This is a genomic window from Burkholderia arboris, from assembly GCF_038723655.1.
Taxonomy (GTDB): Bacteria; Pseudomonadota; Gammaproteobacteria; order Burkholderiales; family Burkholderiaceae; genus Burkholderia; species Burkholderia arboris.
The window spans coordinates 1,317,987-1,332,715 of record NZ_CP109822.1 but is presented as its reverse complement, the minus strand read 5'-3'; the positions used below and the strand labels follow the sequence as shown (position 1 = coordinate 1,332,715).

Annotated in this window: 15 protein-coding genes; 9 read left to right on the top strand and 6 right to left on the bottom strand. The window is 69.1% G+C overall.

Annotated features, from left to right (window positions below; all coding sequences use genetic code 11):
• Positions 1-91: 91 nt before the first annotated feature.
• The gene (locus tag OHZ10_RS23375) at positions 92-268 is read right to left on the bottom strand and encodes a DUF3563 family protein (protein ID WP_081051934.1); all 177 of its coding nucleotides are present in this window, start codon (positions 266-268) and stop codon (positions 92-94) included.
• A gap of 80 nt (positions 269-348) precedes the next feature.
• Positions 349-1,458 carry an extracellular catalytic domain type 1 short-chain-length polyhydroxyalkanoate depolymerase gene (locus OHZ10_RS23370; RefSeq protein WP_342705875.1) on the bottom strand — a complete coding sequence of 370 codons (1,110 nt, stop codon included), beginning with the start codon at positions 1,456-1,458 and terminating at the stop codon, positions 349-351.
• 259 nt (positions 1,459-1,717) lie between these two features.
• On the opposite strand from OHZ10_RS23370, the gene OHZ10_RS23365 reads away from it, so the two are divergent.
• From OHZ10_RS23365 to OHZ10_RS23350, 4 genes are all read left to right on the top strand, one after another.
• Complete coding sequence (locus tag OHZ10_RS23365) at positions 1,718-2,416, top strand: phosphatase PAP2 family protein (protein ID WP_059237330.1); 699 nt, start codon at positions 1,718-1,720, stop codon at positions 2,414-2,416.
• A 129-nt stretch (positions 2,417-2,545) separates the two neighbouring features.
• Entirely contained in the window at positions 2,546-3,346 is an 801-nt protein-coding gene (modA, locus tag OHZ10_RS23360) for a molybdate ABC transporter substrate-binding protein (protein ID WP_059237331.1), read from the top strand.
• Positions 3,347-3,356: 10 nt separating this feature from the next.
• The gene (gene modB, locus OHZ10_RS23355) at positions 3,357-4,034 is read left to right on the top strand and encodes a molybdate ABC transporter permease subunit (RefSeq protein ID WP_174992785.1); all 678 of its coding nucleotides are present in this window, start codon (positions 3,357-3,359) and stop codon (positions 4,032-4,034) included.
• A gap of 55 nt (positions 4,035-4,089) precedes the next feature.
• Positions 4,090-4,791, top strand: a complete 702-nt coding sequence (locus tag OHZ10_RS23350; protein ID WP_059237333.1) for a sulfate/molybdate ABC transporter ATP-binding protein — start codon at positions 4,090-4,092, stop codon at positions 4,789-4,791.
• A 167-nt stretch (positions 4,792-4,958) separates the two neighbouring features.
• On the opposite strand, the gene OHZ10_RS23345 is transcribed toward OHZ10_RS23350, so the two are convergent.
• The 3 genes from OHZ10_RS23345 to OHZ10_RS23335 all read right to left on the bottom strand — a co-directional run bounded on the left by OHZ10_RS23345 (position 4,959) and on the right by OHZ10_RS23335 (position 7,988).
• Positions 4,959-5,795 carry a TOBE domain-containing protein gene (locus tag OHZ10_RS23345; RefSeq protein WP_342705874.1) on the bottom strand — a complete coding sequence of 279 codons (837 nt, stop codon included), beginning with the start codon at positions 5,793-5,795 and terminating at the stop codon, positions 4,959-4,961.
• Between the two features lie 48 nt (positions 5,796-5,843).
• Entirely contained in the window at positions 5,844-7,478 is a 1,635-nt protein-coding gene (locus OHZ10_RS23340; RefSeq protein WP_342705873.1) for a CHAD domain-containing protein, read from the bottom strand.
• Positions 7,479-7,604: 126 nt separating this feature from the next.
• Positions 7,605-7,988: a tautomerase family protein gene (locus OHZ10_RS23335; RefSeq protein WP_174992788.1), complete on the bottom strand. Its 384-nt coding sequence runs from the start codon at positions 7,986-7,988 to the stop codon at positions 7,605-7,607.
• Between the two features lie 113 nt (positions 7,989-8,101).
• Between OHZ10_RS23335 and OHZ10_RS23330 the strand changes: the two genes are divergently transcribed.
• The 5 genes from OHZ10_RS23330 (at position 8,102) to OHZ10_RS23310 (ending at position 12,798) form a co-directional block, all read left to right on the top strand.
• The gene (locus OHZ10_RS23330) at positions 8,102-8,959 is read left to right on the top strand and encodes a LysR family transcriptional regulator (protein WP_059237336.1); all 858 of its coding nucleotides are present in this window, start codon (positions 8,102-8,104) and stop codon (positions 8,957-8,959) included.
• Positions 8,960-9,000: 41 nt separating this feature from the next.
• Positions 9,001-9,924 carry a DMT family transporter gene (locus OHZ10_RS23325; RefSeq protein WP_342705872.1) on the top strand — a complete coding sequence of 308 codons (924 nt, stop codon included), beginning with the start codon at positions 9,001-9,003 and terminating at the stop codon, positions 9,922-9,924.
• 67 nt (positions 9,925-9,991) lie between these two features.
• Entirely contained in the window at positions 9,992-10,771 is a 780-nt protein-coding gene (locus tag OHZ10_RS23320; RefSeq protein WP_059237338.1) for a sensor histidine kinase, read from the top strand.
• Between the two features lie 76 nt (positions 10,772-10,847).
• Positions 10,848-12,191, top strand: a complete 1,344-nt coding sequence (locus tag OHZ10_RS23315; RefSeq protein ID WP_059237339.1) for a hemolysin family protein — start codon at positions 10,848-10,850, stop codon at positions 12,189-12,191.
• Positions 12,192-12,213: 22 nt separating this feature from the next.
• The gene (locus OHZ10_RS23310) at positions 12,214-12,798 is read left to right on the top strand and encodes a thiamine phosphate synthase (RefSeq protein ID WP_342705871.1); all 585 of its coding nucleotides are present in this window, start codon (positions 12,214-12,216) and stop codon (positions 12,796-12,798) included.
• 70 nt (positions 12,799-12,868) lie between these two features.
• On the opposite strand, the gene OHZ10_RS23305 is transcribed toward OHZ10_RS23310, so the two are convergent.
• Positions 12,869-14,521, bottom strand: coding sequence for a DUF3459 domain-containing protein (locus OHZ10_RS23305; RefSeq protein ID WP_342705984.1), 1,653 nt, complete (start codon positions 14,519-14,521; stop codon positions 12,869-12,871).
• Between the last annotated feature and the right edge of the window lie 208 nt (positions 14,522-14,729).

The following is a 14,729-nucleotide window of genomic DNA, read 5'->3' as shown; positions in this document are numbered from 1 at the left end:
GCATGCGAAAAGGGCGCGTGCGGCTACATGCCGCACGCGCCCTTTTGCGCGATTCGTCGAAGCGGCGGGCTAGCGCGCCCGCCTGCGCTGCTTAGCGCGAGCCGATCGAGTACGGGCGGTTCATCGCCGCTTCGCGATCGATCTTGCGCATGCGGAATTCGAGATCGTAGATGTCGGTGGCATCGGCCAGGTACGCTTCGGCGCGCTCTTTCGAGGCCTTTTCAGCGTTTTTGGTCAGCATCAGGAAGAGGTGGCTCAGCAGGTACATGGTCGATCTCGCAATCCAAAGGTTCTTTGACTAGGGTATTCCCGAATTATAGGGAAAACCCTAGTCTTTGGCCAGCTCGATCAGCCGATGCGTCGTTCGGTCGCCACAGTGCGTTGATTCGCCTCGAAAAAAGCCCAGATCATCGCGCTTGCATCGGGGCCGACCGCCGCATGAAACGGCACGGCTTCGTCGCCGCCGGCCCACGCGTGATCGAGCCCTTTCACATGACAGAGCCGTACGACCGGCTCGCCGTCGCGGCAGACGTCGGTGATCTGCGCACCGGCTTCGCGCGTCTCGACGCGCTCGCCGGTGCGCAATGCGCCGCGGGCGTCGGCCAGCCCGTTCAGGCGCATGAACTGCACGGTCAGCTGGTCGGCATTCTTCGGCGCGACGACATGGTCGCCGTCACCCTGGACGATCAGCGCAGGCATGCCCGGATACGCAGCCGCATCGACCAGCGCATCGACCACCGCGGCCGGATTCTGCCGCAGGCCGCGTCGCATCACGTCCATCGCGGCGATGCCGGTATTCGCCTCGCCGAACGCGGGACCCGAGTGCAGTGCCACGGCTGCGAAGCGGTCCGGATGGTGCAGTGCAAGAAGCGACGCCAGACCCGCGCCGGCCGACAGCCCCGCGACGTAGACACGCGACGCGTCGAAACCATGCTCGTCGACGAGCGCGTCGACCAGCGACGCCACCGTGTTCGCTTCGCCGCGGCCCGCGCGGTCGGTATCTTCATACCAGTGCCAGCAGCCATGTGCGTGTGCGCGCAGCGACTGCTCCGGATACAGCACCGCGAAACCATGTTTGTCGGCCAGCAGATTCATCCGCGTGCCCTGCACGAATTCGTCGACGGACTGCTGGCAGCCGTGCAGCATCACGACGAGCGGCATCGCGCCGCGCCGGCGGCCCGGCGGCACATACAGGCCGTATGCGAGATTCTGGACGAGACGCCCGAGCGCGGGCGCCATCGGATGTTCTCCGCGCGTCCACTCGCCCGCCGCCCACGCGGCGGCACGCGGACGCACGCGCGATTCGCGTGGCGGGGACAGATCGGATACGGCCGGAGAGGCCGCAACCTCGAGTGCGTCGCGTGTGATGCGCTGCGCATCGCGCGCCGCGCGCTTGGCGGCCGGAGACAGCATGCGTTTCATGCCGCCCAGCCACACCTTGGTCAGACTTTTGGTCATCGATCGGGCTCGCAGTCAGGAAAAATAGGGGCGCCATGAAGGCGCCGCAATGGATGCATCGTTCGACTTTGTGCAATGCACCATAACATTGTTTCTGGGATTTTTCCTGCATGCGGATAGTTCCCGGCGGCGCAAAAAACGGGCCTCATGCATACGCGGCGCTATACTGGTGTTTCGCCGCTTGTATCCGTTGTAGTCGTTCTTTCCGGCTCGCGCGTTGATTTAAGCATTCTCCCCGCCTTCGTTCGTCCCCTTCCCGATGTTCGACCTGTCGTCTCACCTGTGGATCATGATCACCGCGTTCGGCGGCGCCGGCCTGACCTTGCCGCTCGCGATCACGATTGCCATCTGGCTTGCACTCGGCTACTCGTGGCAGCGCGCGGCCGCATGGCTCGGCGTGCTGGCGGCGGCGATCGGCGTGGTGGCGCTCACGAAGATCGCGTTCCTCGGCTGGGGCATCGGCATCCGCGCGTGGGATTTCACCGGGTTCAGCGGCCATGCGATGCTGTCGACGTCGGTGTATCCGGTCGCGATCTTCCTCGCGCTGATCCGCACGCGCACGCCGGTGCGCATCGCCGGGATCGCGCTCGGGCTCGCGGCCGGCATCGCGGTTGGCGTGTCGCGCGTCGCGCTCGACGCGCATTCGCCGTCCGAATCGATCACCGGCTGCATCGTCGGCGCGATCGCCGCGCTCGCGTTCATCGCCGGCTCGTGGCGCGCGGTGCCCCACCGTTGGTCGGTGCCGGCGGTCGTCGCGAGCCTCGCGATCGTCACCGTCGCGCTGCACGGCATCACCGTGCCGTCGCATCGCTGGGTCACCAAGGTCGCGCTGCAACTGTCGGGCCACGAGCGCCCGTTCGTCCGCGCGCGCTGGAAAGCCAACCCGAACTACCATCCCGCATCGCAGCCGTCGTCGCTGCAGCGCACCGAATCGTCGACGCACACGCTCCGTACGTGACGGGCCGCCCGGCCGCACCTTTTCAGGTCTGACCATTTCATGCGCGCCGTCGCATGAACGGTATGTCGAGCGTTATAACCCGCCCTATATTACGATTACGGTTTCCACCCATTCAAAAACGAATCCACCATGCGCTCAACCGTCCGTCCGCTTCGCCGCACCCTGCTCCGCCTGCTGCCGATCGCCACGCTTGCCGCTGCCGGTATCGCATTCAGCGCGCCCGCTTCCGCCGCCGACGAACTGGTCGTGTCGGCAGCCGCCAGCCTGACGAACGCATTCAAGGCCGTCGGCGAAGCGTACGAGAAGCAGCACCCGGACACCAAGGTGCTGTTCAACTTCGGCGCATCGGACGTGCTGATGCAGCAGATCGCCAAGGGCGCGCCGGCCGACGTGTTCGCGTCGGCTGACCAGAAGGCGATGGATCGTGCGGCCGACGAAAAGGTGATCGTGCCCGGCACGCGTCGCGATTTCGCGGCGAATTCGCTCGTGCTGATCGTGCCGGCGGAGGGCCATGCGGCCGCGCCGACGTCGCTGAACGACCTGACCGCGCCCGGCGTGAAGCGCATCGCCTACGGCGACCCGGCATCGGTGCCGGTCGGCCGCTACACCGAAGGCGCGCTGCGCGCGGCCGGCGTGTGGGATGCCGTCAGCGCGAAGGGCGTGCTGGCCGCCAACGTGCGCCAGAGCCTCGACTACGTGGCGCGCGGCGAGGTCGACGCGGGCTTCGTGTTCGGCACCGACGCCGCGATCATGCCGGGCCGCGTGAAAGTTGCGCTGACGGTGCCGACCAAGACGGCCATCACCTATCCGATCGCCGTGGTCAAGGACAGCCGCCATGCCGCGCAGGCGCAGTCGTTCATCGACTTCGTCGCGTCGGCGCAGGGCCAGGCCGTGCTGTCGACGTTCGGCTTCAAGCCCGCTGGCAAGTGAGCGTATCGCGATGCAAGACGCCTGGGTACCGCTGCTGTTGTCGCTGAAGGTCGCCGGCTGGGCGACCGTGCTCGACATCGTGCTCGGCGTCGCGGCCGCGTTCGTGCTCGCGCGCTGGCGCTCGCCGCTGCGCGACGTCGTCGATTCCATCCTGACGCTGCCGCTCGTGCTGCCGCCGACGGTACTCGGCTACTACCTGCTCGTGCTGCTCGGCCGGCGCGGCGTGTTCGGCGCGTGGCTCGACAGGCTCGGCATCGAGCTCGTGTTCACGTGGCAGGGCGCGGTGATCGCGTCGATGGTCGTCGCGTTTCCGCTGATCCTGAAGTCGGCGCGTGCGGCATTCGAAGGCGTCGATCCGCATCTGGAACGTGCGGCGCGCACGCTCGGGCTCGGCGAAGTCGCGGTGTTCTTCCGCGTGACGCTGCCGCTCGCCACGCGCGGCATTCTCGCGGGCGCGCTGCTCGCGTTTGCCCGCGCGCTCGGCGAATTCGGCGCGACGCTGATGATCGCCGGCAACCTGCCCGGCCGCACGCAGACGCTGTCGGTCGCGATCTACGCGGCGGTGCAGGCCGGCGACGACAACACGGCCAACTTCCTCGTGCTGGTGACGTCGATCACCTGCGTGCTCGTGCTGCTCGCGACCGGCTGGCTCGTGCCGTCGCGCGCCCGGCGGAGCCAACTGACATGAAGCACATGCTCCGTTCTTTCCGTTCCACGGCCGGATGGCTTCGGCGGAGGCCCGCATGAGCCTCGTCGTCGACATCCGCAAGACCTACGCGAACGCCGAGCGCCGCTTCACGCTCGACATGTCGTTTACCGCGACGACACAGCGCGTCGTGCTGTTCGGGCCGTCCGGCGCGGGCAAGAGCATGACGCTGCAGGCGATCGCCGGGCTGCTGTCGCCCGACGAAGGCTCGATCACGCTGAACGGCGAAGCGCTGTTCGACGCCGCGCGCCGCATCGACGTGCCGACCCGCGACCGCCGTGTCGCGTACCTGTTCCAGGACTATGCGCTGTTTCCGCACCTGAACGTGCGCCAGAACATCGCGTTCGGGCTCACGTCGGGGCTGCGCAACCCGCGCGCGAAGACGGTGCCGCCGGAAGTCGCGTACTGGCTGCGCGCGTTCGACCTGGAAACGCTCGCAGGGCAGTATCCGTCGCAACTGTCGGGCGGGCAGAAACAGCGCGTCGCGCTGGCGCGCGCGCTGGTCGCGCAACCGCGGATCCTGCTGCTCGACGAACCGTTCGCGGCGCTCGACGGCGCGATGCGCCAGCGCATGCGCCACGAGCTCGCCGAACTGCAGGCGCGGCTCGATATCCCGATGGTGCTGATCTCGCACGACCCCGACGACGTCGCCGCATTCGGCGACCAGGTCGTGCAGCTGAGCGAAGGACGCGTGCAGGCGACCCCGCCGCACGCCGAGTGGCCGACGCGCGTCACCTGAGCGCGCGAGGCCGTGGTCGTGGCAGGCACGTTGGAGCCTGAGAGAAGCCGCGCGTAGCGGCATAAGCTGAAAGCGGAAACGAAGCCGGTGCCGTGCACGCGCTGTGCGATGCCGGCTTCGCCCCGTCCGTCACACGATTGTCGACGCGCGCCGCCCTGCCTGCTGCGTCAGCCCGTCACCGCGAGAATCACGCTCGACGCCTTGAACAGCGCGATCGCCCGACGGCCGGCGTCGAGTTGCAGCGCCTGAACGCTGTCGTTGGTCACGACGGCCGTCAGCGTCCCGCCGCCATCCAGCGCCAGCGTCACCTCGCTGTTCACCGCGCCCGCCGCCACGGCTTCCACGCTGCCCCTCAGCTGGTTGCGCGCGGACACCTTCAGGTCGGCATCGGCATCGTCCACCGCCAGCACGACCCACGACGCCTTCACCAGCGCGCAGGCGTCCGCCCCTTCCTGCAAACCGAGCGCATCGGCGCTTTCGTGCGTGAGCACCGCGACGACCGCTTGCCCGCCCGGCAGCACGAGCGTCACCTCGTCGTTGACGGTGCCGCGCACGATCGACGCGACCTTGCCGAACAACTGGTTGCGCGCGCTGGTCTTCATCCCGATCCGGCCGATCAGCGCCCAGTCGACGTCGAAGCCGGCAACGGCCGCACTCGCGGCCTCGATGAAGCGGCGATGCTCGCGCTCGATCGTCCGGAATGCGGCGATCAGCGAGGTCGCGCGCGGCGTCAGCGTCGTGCCGCCGCCGCCCTTGCCGCCCGTCGAACGTGCGACGAGCGGTTCGCCGGCGAGATTGTTCATCGTGTCGACTGCATCCCACGCGGCCTTGTAGCTGAGGCCGACGGCCTTCGCCGCGCGCGTGATCGAGCCGGTGTCGCCGATCGCCGCGAGCAGCGCGATGCGCGTCGCGCCGCCGAGCGTCTGTTCGCCGGCGCGCAACCATAGCTCGCCGCCCAGTTCGAGCGGTTCGGCGGACGAGGAAAAATGCGGTGCGTCGGTCATCGGCATGCCTTCGGGAAACGGGCGGCCATTATAGTCAGCGCGCGCCGCTCAGCCCGGCTTGCCGTCGAGCTTCGGCGGACGCAGGCTGGCGAGCAGCGTCTCGGCGTCGCGCGCGGCGCGCTGTTCGAGCGCCGCGCCGTAGCCGCGCACGAAGCCGAGCTGGTACGGCGGCACCGCCAGCTGCTCGAGGTGATGCAGTGCGACCATCGTGTCGTTCGCTTCGCCGAGCACGCCCTGCACGCGCGTCAGCGTCTTGACCGTCTCGTTGCGCGTGCGGCGCGACGCCAGCGATGCGAAGAATTCGAGTGCGTAACGCAGCCGCTTCGCGTCGATCCGCACCTGATGGCGCGCAGCCGTATCGAGCGACGTGAGCGACGGCGACGCGTAGAGATGGCCGAACAGCCGACGCACGCGCTTGGTTGCGTGACGCCGCAGCGACGGTGCGTCGTCGCCTTCGGCTGCCGGCAGCGCCAGCGTGCCCAGCCATTCGAGCCAGCCGAGCGTCAGCCGCGCATAGCGGGCCGAATGGAGCGCTTGCCGCAGCTCGACGCGCGCGGCCATGGACTGCGCGCGGGCGGCATCGAGCGTGCCGTCCCAGTCGCCGTCACCGCCGTCGGCCGCGATCAGCGCAGGGAGGCTTTCGGTCGAAAACACGTCCCAGTCGCGCACCGTGCCAAGCAGCGCGGCGACCCAGCGCAGGTCGGCGCCGAGCGTGTCCTGCCATGCGCGGTCGGCAAAGCGCGGGAAAAAGCGCATCAGCGTGCGCAGGCGGCGCAGCGCGACACGCATCTGGTGCACGAATTCGGGATCGTCGTGGTCGAGCACACCACGCTCGTTGCCGAGCCATTGCGCGGTGATGTCGCCGGCCAGCGCGAACAACGCGCCGCGTTGCGTGCGGATGCCGGTCAGGTCGACGAGTCGCGCCTTGACCAGCCCGGCCGCCGCAGGCTCGCCCGCGCAGGCGCGGTCGATCACGCTCGTCAGTTGCACGAAGGCGGGCCATGCGCCGCTCAGCTCGCGCGCCGCGGCGAACAGCGCATGCAGCGCGGCCGTGCGTGCGGCGACGGTTTCCCAGTCGGGTGCGGCAAGGCGCAGCTCGACGTAGCGGCGCGGCGGCTCGCCGCCGCCGGTCAGCGTGATGTCGTCGAGCGTCATCTCGACCACGACGCCGCTGTCGTCGGCCCACCGCCCGCGCCGCCGTTCGCTCATGAGGCGCAGCGCCGACGCTTCGGGCTGCGCACCCGCAGCCGGAGGCTCGGCGGCCTCAGGCGCGACGCCATTGACTTCGTCTGCCGGTGCATCGGCATCGGCCGCGGTCGTCGTCACGGGTACGGGTAACGGCATCGCGACGACGATGCCCGCATGCTCCGCGTCGAACAGTTCGCGCTCGGTGACGCCGGGCGCAAACGCCTTCGTACGCGACGCGACGACCCGCCTGCCGTGCGCGTTCGACTCGACCCACGTCCACCAGCTCGCGCCGGGGCTCGTTTCGGCCTCCTCGATCTGGCATGGCTCGATCGTCACGCGCTCATGGCCGCGACGCATCCGCACCTGCGGGCAGATCCGCCACGCGCGCACGAGTTCGGCGCCGAAGTCGCGCTGCGTGCCGCGGGTGCGACTCGCAGCCTTGACCGGCCACCCTTCCAGCGACAGCGACAACACGATTTCCAGCACACGCGACATGGAAGCTCCTGCACATGAAGGATCGCCGGCGCATCATCCGCGCCGGCGTCGCCCGTGAAGCAGCTTCCATAGTACACGTCGCAAAAACGTGCCGGCGACGGTCTGGCCCTGTCGGCCTGTCGCAGGTCAAACGGCGTATTGCGCGAGCCCATGGCCGAACGACCAGTTCTCCTTCAGCACCTCGACAAGATTGATGAATACGTCCTGCTGCCGCACGCCGGGCTGCTCCGCGAGGTTGTCGGCGATCGCCCGGTACAGCGCCCGCTTCTGCTCGAGCGTGCGCGTGTTGTTCGCGGTGATCTGGATGATCACGAGATCGTCGCTGCGCTCGATGTCGAGGTAATGGCGGCCATACACGAAGTTCTCGGCCGCATGCTCGGTGACGACCATGAAGATGTCGTCCTCGGGCACGTTGAACGTGCGCACCAGCGCACGTTGCACGCCGTCGACGAGTGCCGCGCGGTAGGCGGCCGGTTTGCCTTCGCGGACGGCGATACGGGTGAATGGCATGGTCCTGCTCCTGTCGGTGGGTAACGTTGAAGAACGGAAACACAGCGTCAGGTTAGGCCCGCCGATCTATAATGAACAGTCATTGATAGATATTTCATTCATTTACACTTGAAATGAAAGTACTCGATCTCGATGCTGTCCGCGCGTTCGTGCTGGTCGCCGATCTCGCCAGCTTCACGCGCGCCGCCGATGCGCTCGGCACCACGCAATCGGCCGTCAGCCTGAAGCTGAAGCGGCTGGAAGCCCACCTCGGCAAACCGCTGCTGGCGCGCACGCCGCGCGTCGTCAAGCTGGCGGCGGACGGCGAGAATTTCCTGCCGGCCGCCCGCGCGCTGCTCGATGCGCACGAGCACGCGCTCGGCGCGATCTCGGCGGGCACTTACCGCCTGTCGCTCGGCGTCAGCGAGCACGTCGCGGTGCCCGACCTGCCGGCCGTGCTCACGAGCCTGCACCGGCAGGATCCCGGGCTGTCGCTGGAAATGCATCTCGGAACGTCGACCGGCCTGCTCGCGCAATACGACGAACGCCGGCTCGATGCCGTGATCGTGCGGCACGAACCGGGCGAGGATCCGCCGCGCGAAGACGGCACGCTGCTGTTTACCGAGCCGCTGGCCTGGCTCGCCGCGCCCGACTGGGTGGTGCGCGCGGGCGAGCCGCTGCCGCTCGCGGTGCTCGCCGGCCCGTGCGGCGTGCGCGCCGCCGCGCTGCGCGCGCTCGACCGTGCAGGGCTGCCGTGGCGCGAGCGCTTCATTGGCGGCGGGGTCGCGGCGGTCACGGCCGCGGCCGCGGCAGGGCTCGCCGTCTGCCCGCTCGCACGGCGTGTCGCGCCGCGCACGCTGGTCGACGTCGGTGCGAAATTCGGACTGCCGCCGCTGCCGCAATCGCAGGTCGTGCTGTATTCGCGCGTACGCGACATCCGGGCCGCCGCCGCGCTGCGCAGGTTTGCCGACAGCCTTGCAATCTCGGCGTAAACTAGCGGGTTCCGTCGCCCGCAATCTCCTGAAGAATTCCGATGAAACCCGAAGCCCGCAAGCACGTCCGCGCCAACCTGCTGATGCTCGCCGCCGCCGCGATCTGGGGCTCGGCCTTCGTCGCGCAACGCCTGAGTCTCGACGTGATCGGGCCGTTCCTGTTCACCGGGCTGCGCTTCCTGCTCGGCGCGCTCGTGCTGGTGCCGCTGCTGATGCTGAATACGGCGTCGCGCGCGCAGCTCGCGGCGATCCGCCGCGAACCGGCGCTGCTGTTGCCGGGTCTCGCGCTCGGCGGGCTGCTCGCGGTGTCGATTTCGCTGCAGCAGTTCGGCCTGCAATACACGCGGGTCGCCAATGCCGGCTTCATCAGCTCGCTGTATGTCGTGATCGTGCCGCTGATGGGCGTGTTCGCCCGCCACCGGATCGGCGCGGGCACGTGGTTCGGCGCATTGCTGGCAGCGATCGGCCTGTATTTCCTCAGCATCGACGAGCACTTCTCGGTGCTCTACGGCGACTGGTTCCAGCTTGCGGGCGCCGTCATCATCGCCGCGCACGTGATGGCCGTCGGCCATCTCGCGAAGCGCCACGACCCGCTCGTGCTCGCGTTCCTGCAGTTCCTCGTGTGCGGTGTCGCGTGCCTCGCGGTCGGCCTCGCCGTCGAGCAGGTCAGCGTCGCGATGCTGCGCGGCGCGCTGCCGACGCTGCTGTACGGCGGGCTGTTGTCAGTGGGCGTCGGCTACACGCTGCAGGTGGTCGCGCAACGCGACGCGGCGCCCGCGCACGCGGCCGTGATCTTCAGCATGGAAGGCGTGTTCGCGGCGATCGCCGGCTGGGCCGCGCTCGGCGAAACGCTGACGCTGCGCGCGCTCGTCGGCTGCGCGCTGATGCTCGCCGGCCTGCTCGCCTGCCAGTTGCTGCCGAACGGCGACGCCCGGAAAAAGGACGAGGACGCGCTGCCGGCGTGACACGCACCGTCCCTATAATGGCGGTTCGCGTGACTTCCACGCCAACCGCTTCCGACAGGCCCGCTCCGTGACGTCCACTTCCGCCGATCCCGCCGCCGACCTGCTGCGCGAACGCGCAGCGCACTACGCTGCCCAGGCGGCCCTGTTCCTGCGCGACCAGGCGCTCTCCACCGCGTCGCACGACCTGCGCAGCCCGCTGAACGCGATGCACAGCTGGGCGTACGTGCTCGAGCGCCAGCTCGCCCACGCCGACCCAAACCTGCAGCGCGCGCTCGCGGGCATCCGCACGGGCATCGACCAGCAGGTCGCGCTGATCGACGACGCGCTCGACGCGCCGCGCGCGCAAACGCGCACGCTCGCGATCTCGCCACGGCCGTTCGCGTTGCGCGCGCTGCTCGACGACACGCTCGCGCTCGTCCGTTTCGCGCTCGCCGACGCACGACACGTCACGCTCGACGCGACGCTGCCGGACGGCGAACCGACGCTCGTCGTCGACCGCGAACGCGTCGCCCAGGCGCTCTGGACCCTGCTGACGACGGCCGTCGAAGCGAGCGCCGCGGGCAGCCGCGTCGCCTTCGCATGCGCACGCGACGGCGTGCAGTTCAGCGCGCGCGCCACGTGCACCGTGAACGCCGACGCGCTCGCCGATCCCGCGCTACCGCACGCGTTCGAAGCGTTCGCCCGGCGCGAGATGTTGCGCGAGCGCGACGCGAAACGAAACGCCTGGGCGCTCGCACTGTGCCAGCGCGTCGCACTCGCGCACGGCGGCACGTTGACGCACGACGCATTCGCCGACGGCGCGGCCGTCACCCTCTCGTTCTCCATTCCCTGCGAGGCGCCGGTGTAAGCAATCGGCCGCCCGATACATTACAAATTCCTTTCTGGCTCTATACTGATGGGCCTGTCATAACCGGAGCGATTCTTTGTTACAGATCTTCGCGCTCATCGGCGCGTTGTTCCTGGTGGCCCTCAACGGGTTCTTCGTTGCAGCCGAATTCGGCCTCGTCAAACTGCGCGCGACGCGCGTCAAGACCCTTGCCCGCAAGCATGGCCTGCGCGGGCGCATCCTCGGCATCGTGCACGGCCGGCTCGACGCGTATCTTTCCGCGTGCCAGCTCGGCATCACGCTCGCGTCGCTCGGCCTCGGCTGGGTCGGCGAGCCGGCGTTCGCGCAACTGATCGGCCCGCTGCTCGACCTGATCGGCGTGCAGTCCGAACGCGTCGTGCACCTGATCTCGCTCGTGTTCGCGTTCTCGCTGATCTCGTTCCTGCACATCGTCGTCGGCGAACTGGCGCCGAAATCGATGGCGATCCGCCAGTCGGAGAAGGTCGGCCTGTGGGTCGCGCTGCCGCTGTATGCGTTCTACTGGGCGATGTATCCGGCGATCTGGGTGCTCAACTCCAGCGCCAACGCGGTGCTGCGGCTCGCAGGGCTGTCGGCCGACCACGGCAGCGACGCGCACTACTCGACCGACGAGCTGAAGCTGATCCTGCGCAGCCGCCGCAGCACGGCCGGCAATACGGCGCAGCCGGCGCGCGGCACGTACAGCAACGACGAGTGGAACACGCTCGCGCATTCGCTCGATTTCTCGTCGATGACGGTATCCGACCTGATGCGGCCGGCCCATGAAATGATCGGCCTGCGGCGCGACCTGCCGCTGCCCGACAACATGGAGATCGTCGCGCGGCACCGCTTCAGCCGCTATCCGCTGTTCGAGGATGCGTCGCGCGAACAGGTGAGCGGGCTGATCCACCTGAAGGACCTGCTGCTCGCGCGTCACGCGGGCGCCGCGCTCGAAGACCTGTCCGACTACGTGCGCCCGGTGCAGTACGTGAAGCCCGACACCCCGGCGCTCGACCTGTTCCGCCGCTTCCGCAAGGGCGCCCCGCACTTCGCGCTGGTCGGCAACAAGGGCGAGAAGCCGATCGGCTTCCTGACGCTCGACAACCTGCTCGGCGCGCTGGTCGGCCAGATCCACGACGAGTTCCGCCAGGGCGATGCCGACTGGAGCCGCCTCGACGACGGCACACTGATGGGCAAGGGCAGCCTGCCCGTCGTGTCGCTCGAGCAGGCGCTCGGCATCGACATCGACGAAGGCCGCGCGGAATCGGTCGGCGGCCTCGTGATCCAGGCGCTCAGCGACCTGCCGACCGAAGGGCAACGCGTGTCGTTCGACCGCTTCGACGTCGTCGTGAAGAAGATGAACGGGCCGCGCATCGTGCTCGTGCGCGTCTATCCGAAGGGCATGAAAGAGGCCGACGAATGACGGCCCCTCGTTGCGTCGCGCGATGAACGCGATGCTGCCGCGCTGCTGCGTGATCACGCCCGAACCGGCGTCCGCGTCGGCAGCCGATCGCGCGGTATTCCTCGACCGGTTGTCGGCCGTGCTCGCGCGCGGTGAAACGCTCGTGCAACTGCGCGTGAAATCGCTCGATGCGGCCGCGTTCGCGTCGCTTGCCGCCGCAGCGCTCGCGCGCTGTGACGCGGCCGGCGCCCACCTGATGCTCAATGGCCCGATCGATGCCGCCGGTGTGATGCGGCTCGACGGCGCCGGCTGGCATCTCGACGGCACCGCGTTGCGCGCCGCCGCGCAGCGGCCGCTGCCAGCCGGCCGTTGGGTGTCGGCCGCCTGCCATTCGCAAGACGACCTGCTGCTGGCCGCACGCGCCGGCGCGGATTTCGTCACGCTGTCGCCCGTGCTGCCGACGCTCAGTCATCCCGGTGCGCCGACACTCGGCTGGGCGCAGTTCGATACGCTGGCCGCCCAGGCCGCGATGCCCGTCTTCGCGCTCGGCGGAATGACGCGCACGCATCTCGACGACGCGCGCCGCCACGGCGCGCACGGCATCGCGGGGATTCGCGGGTTCTGGTAAGTCCGGGATTGCCTGCGGCCCAGCCGGGCGCGCATGCGCCCGGCCTTCCAACCGTCACGCCGTCATCTACTCATGCGTTCAGGTTCGGACGCATGCCGCGCCACGAACCGTCATCGATGCGTCGCGCATCGTGCGTCAGCGCATAGCGGTTGACGTCACCCGTCAACCACGCAACGAGCGAGTACGGCGGCAATTCCCCTTCATCGACACGATCGCGCGCGCGCGCCGGCGTCTCGAACACGACGCGTCCTCCCGGTGCGTCGAACCGCAGCGCATCGGGCGACAGGTTCAATGCAATCGTCAGCGTCTCGTCGTCGGCGAGCCGCCAGGACGCGAGCAGCGCATCGGCATCGCCGTCGCCGTCCGCCTTCAGCGCATGCGCGTCCTGCGGCCGGCAATCGGACAGCCGCGGCGCGATCAGCTTCGCGCGCACCGCGAGCGCCGACTGCACGAAATGCGCACGATCGGTGTCGCGCGCGGTTTCATCGAAGATCAGCGGGATCTGCGGCGTGAGCAGCGACAGCGCGAGTGCGGCCAGGCCGGCCTCCTGCGCCTGATCGCCCGGGCCGCTGTCGCGCCACGCGCCATCGGAAAGCACGAGCGACGTCAGCGCCAGCCCGCTGTCGGCCGCCATGCCCTCTCCCGACGCGGCCGGCTGAAATGCCGCGCCGGCCGCGGTCAGTGCGCGGGCGAGCGTGTGGATCGACTGGTGCGTGGAAATGCCTTCGTGGGCCGACGTATCGCGCCCCGTCAGCCGGTGCAGCGCACGTTCGCCGCACCCGTTCCACTGCGCGTCGAAATGGGTATCGGCGAGATGCGCCGGATGCCGCTCGCTGCCGAGCACGAGGTGGATCAGGCGGTCGGCCGGCACGGCCGCGCGCACGCGATCCGCGATCTCGCGCAGCCACGACACGCCGATCCGGTCGGCTTCGCGCAGGCGCAGCCCGTCGCACCGGTATTCGTCGAGCCAGTACAGCGCGTTGTCGCAGAAGAAATCGCAGACTTCCGGATGATCGAGCGCCAGCGGCGCGGCCTGCAACGGATCGTCGCGCGTATGGAAGAACGGCACCGCGTAATGGCGCAGCGCATCGGTGCCGCTGCCGAAGCGCGCGTAGTCGAGCTCCAGCAGCACCGCGAGCCCGTAGCCGTGCGCGTCGTCGATCAGCGCCTTCAGCGCGTCGGGGCCGCCTTCGGCCGCGAGCGGCGCGAACGGCAGGCTGTCGTGCGGCGACGCGAGCAATTCCAGCGCGGTCACGCCGAGACGTGCGAGCTGCGGCAAGCGGCGGCGCACGCCGTCGAAGCCGCCCACCGCGTGCGGACGGACCGCGTAAAGCGCCATGTCTTCCCACGCGCGCCCGCGCCAAAACGTGTTGCGCCACGTGAATGCGCGCGGATCGACGACCTCGCTCGGACCGTTGAGCCCGTCGGGTTGCGAGCGCGACGCGGGATCGGGAATCGACACGGCGTCGTCGAGGCGATAGCGGTAACGCGTGCCCGCGCCGCAGTCGGCGAAGACTTCGAACCAGTTCGGGCCGGCGGCCGTCATCGGAACGAGCGTCGGGTCGGAGCCGGAATCGAGTTCGAGTTGGACCTGTGTACTGCCCGGCGCCCACACGCGGAAATGCGTGCGCGGTGTCGTGGAGAGCGCGCCGCAGGGCTGCGCGCCAAACGGTAAGCAATGGATGTAGTGCTGCGCGTACGGATCGTGCGGACAATCGGACATCATGCGCTCCTCGTGCGTGCCGAGCGGCATGGCCGCGCCCGTGGCGCGGCGCATCGGGGCCCGGCATGCGACGGCCAGGCGGGGGGAGAGAACCGAGTATGCGCCGGATTCGCCATCCCGATGCAGGCTGGTCAGACATTTTTAAATGCGAATCGACCCCGGGGAATCGGGTGCGCCGGCCCATGCCGGCGAGTCGGGTAGTCGGCAT

What these genes read in the sequence shown, in the direction of transcription:
- OHZ10_RS23325 (WP_342705872.1), top strand. Translation starts at nt 9,001, where the DNA reads ATGAAACCCGAAGCCCGCAAGCACGTCCGCGCCAACCTGCTGATGCTC.
- OHZ10_RS23305 (WP_342705984.1), bottom strand. Translation starts at nt 14,521, where the DNA reads ATGTCCGATTGTCCGCACGATCCGTACGCGCAGCACTACATCCATTGC.
- modB (WP_174992785.1), top strand. Translation starts at nt 3,357, where the DNA reads ATGCAAGACGCCTGGGTACCGCTGCTGTTGTCGCTGAAGGTCGCCGGC.
- modA (WP_059237331.1), top strand. Translation starts at nt 2,546, where the DNA reads ATGCGCTCAACCGTCCGTCCGCTTCGCCGCACCCTGCTCCGCCTGCTG.
- OHZ10_RS23310 (WP_342705871.1), top strand. Translation starts at nt 12,214, where the DNA reads ATGAACGCGATGCTGCCGCGCTGCTGCGTGATCACGCCCGAACCGGCG.
- OHZ10_RS23375 (WP_081051934.1), bottom strand. Translation starts at nt 268, where the DNA reads ATGTACCTGCTGAGCCACCTCTTCCTGATGCTGACCAAAAACGCTGAA.
- OHZ10_RS23345 (WP_342705874.1), bottom strand. Translation starts at nt 5,795, where the DNA reads ATGACCGACGCACCGCATTTTTCCTCGTCCGCCGAACCGCTCGAACTG.
- OHZ10_RS23365 (WP_059237330.1), top strand. Translation starts at nt 1,718, where the DNA reads ATGTTCGACCTGTCGTCTCACCTGTGGATCATGATCACCGCGTTCGGC.
- OHZ10_RS23335 (WP_174992788.1), bottom strand. Translation starts at nt 7,988, where the DNA reads ATGCCATTCACCCGTATCGCCGTCCGCGAAGGCAAACCGGCCGCCTAC.
- OHZ10_RS23370 (WP_342705875.1), bottom strand. Translation starts at nt 1,458, where the DNA reads ATGACCAAAAGTCTGACCAAGGTGTGGCTGGGCGGCATGAAACGCATG.
- OHZ10_RS23340 (WP_342705873.1), bottom strand. Translation starts at nt 7,478, where the DNA reads ATGTCGCGTGTGCTGGAAATCGTGTTGTCGCTGTCGCTGGAAGGGTGG.
- OHZ10_RS23330 (WP_059237336.1), top strand. Translation starts at nt 8,102, where the DNA reads ATGAAAGTACTCGATCTCGATGCTGTCCGCGCGTTCGTGCTGGTCGCC.
- OHZ10_RS23350 (WP_059237333.1), top strand. Translation starts at nt 4,090, where the DNA reads ATGAGCCTCGTCGTCGACATCCGCAAGACCTACGCGAACGCCGAGCGC.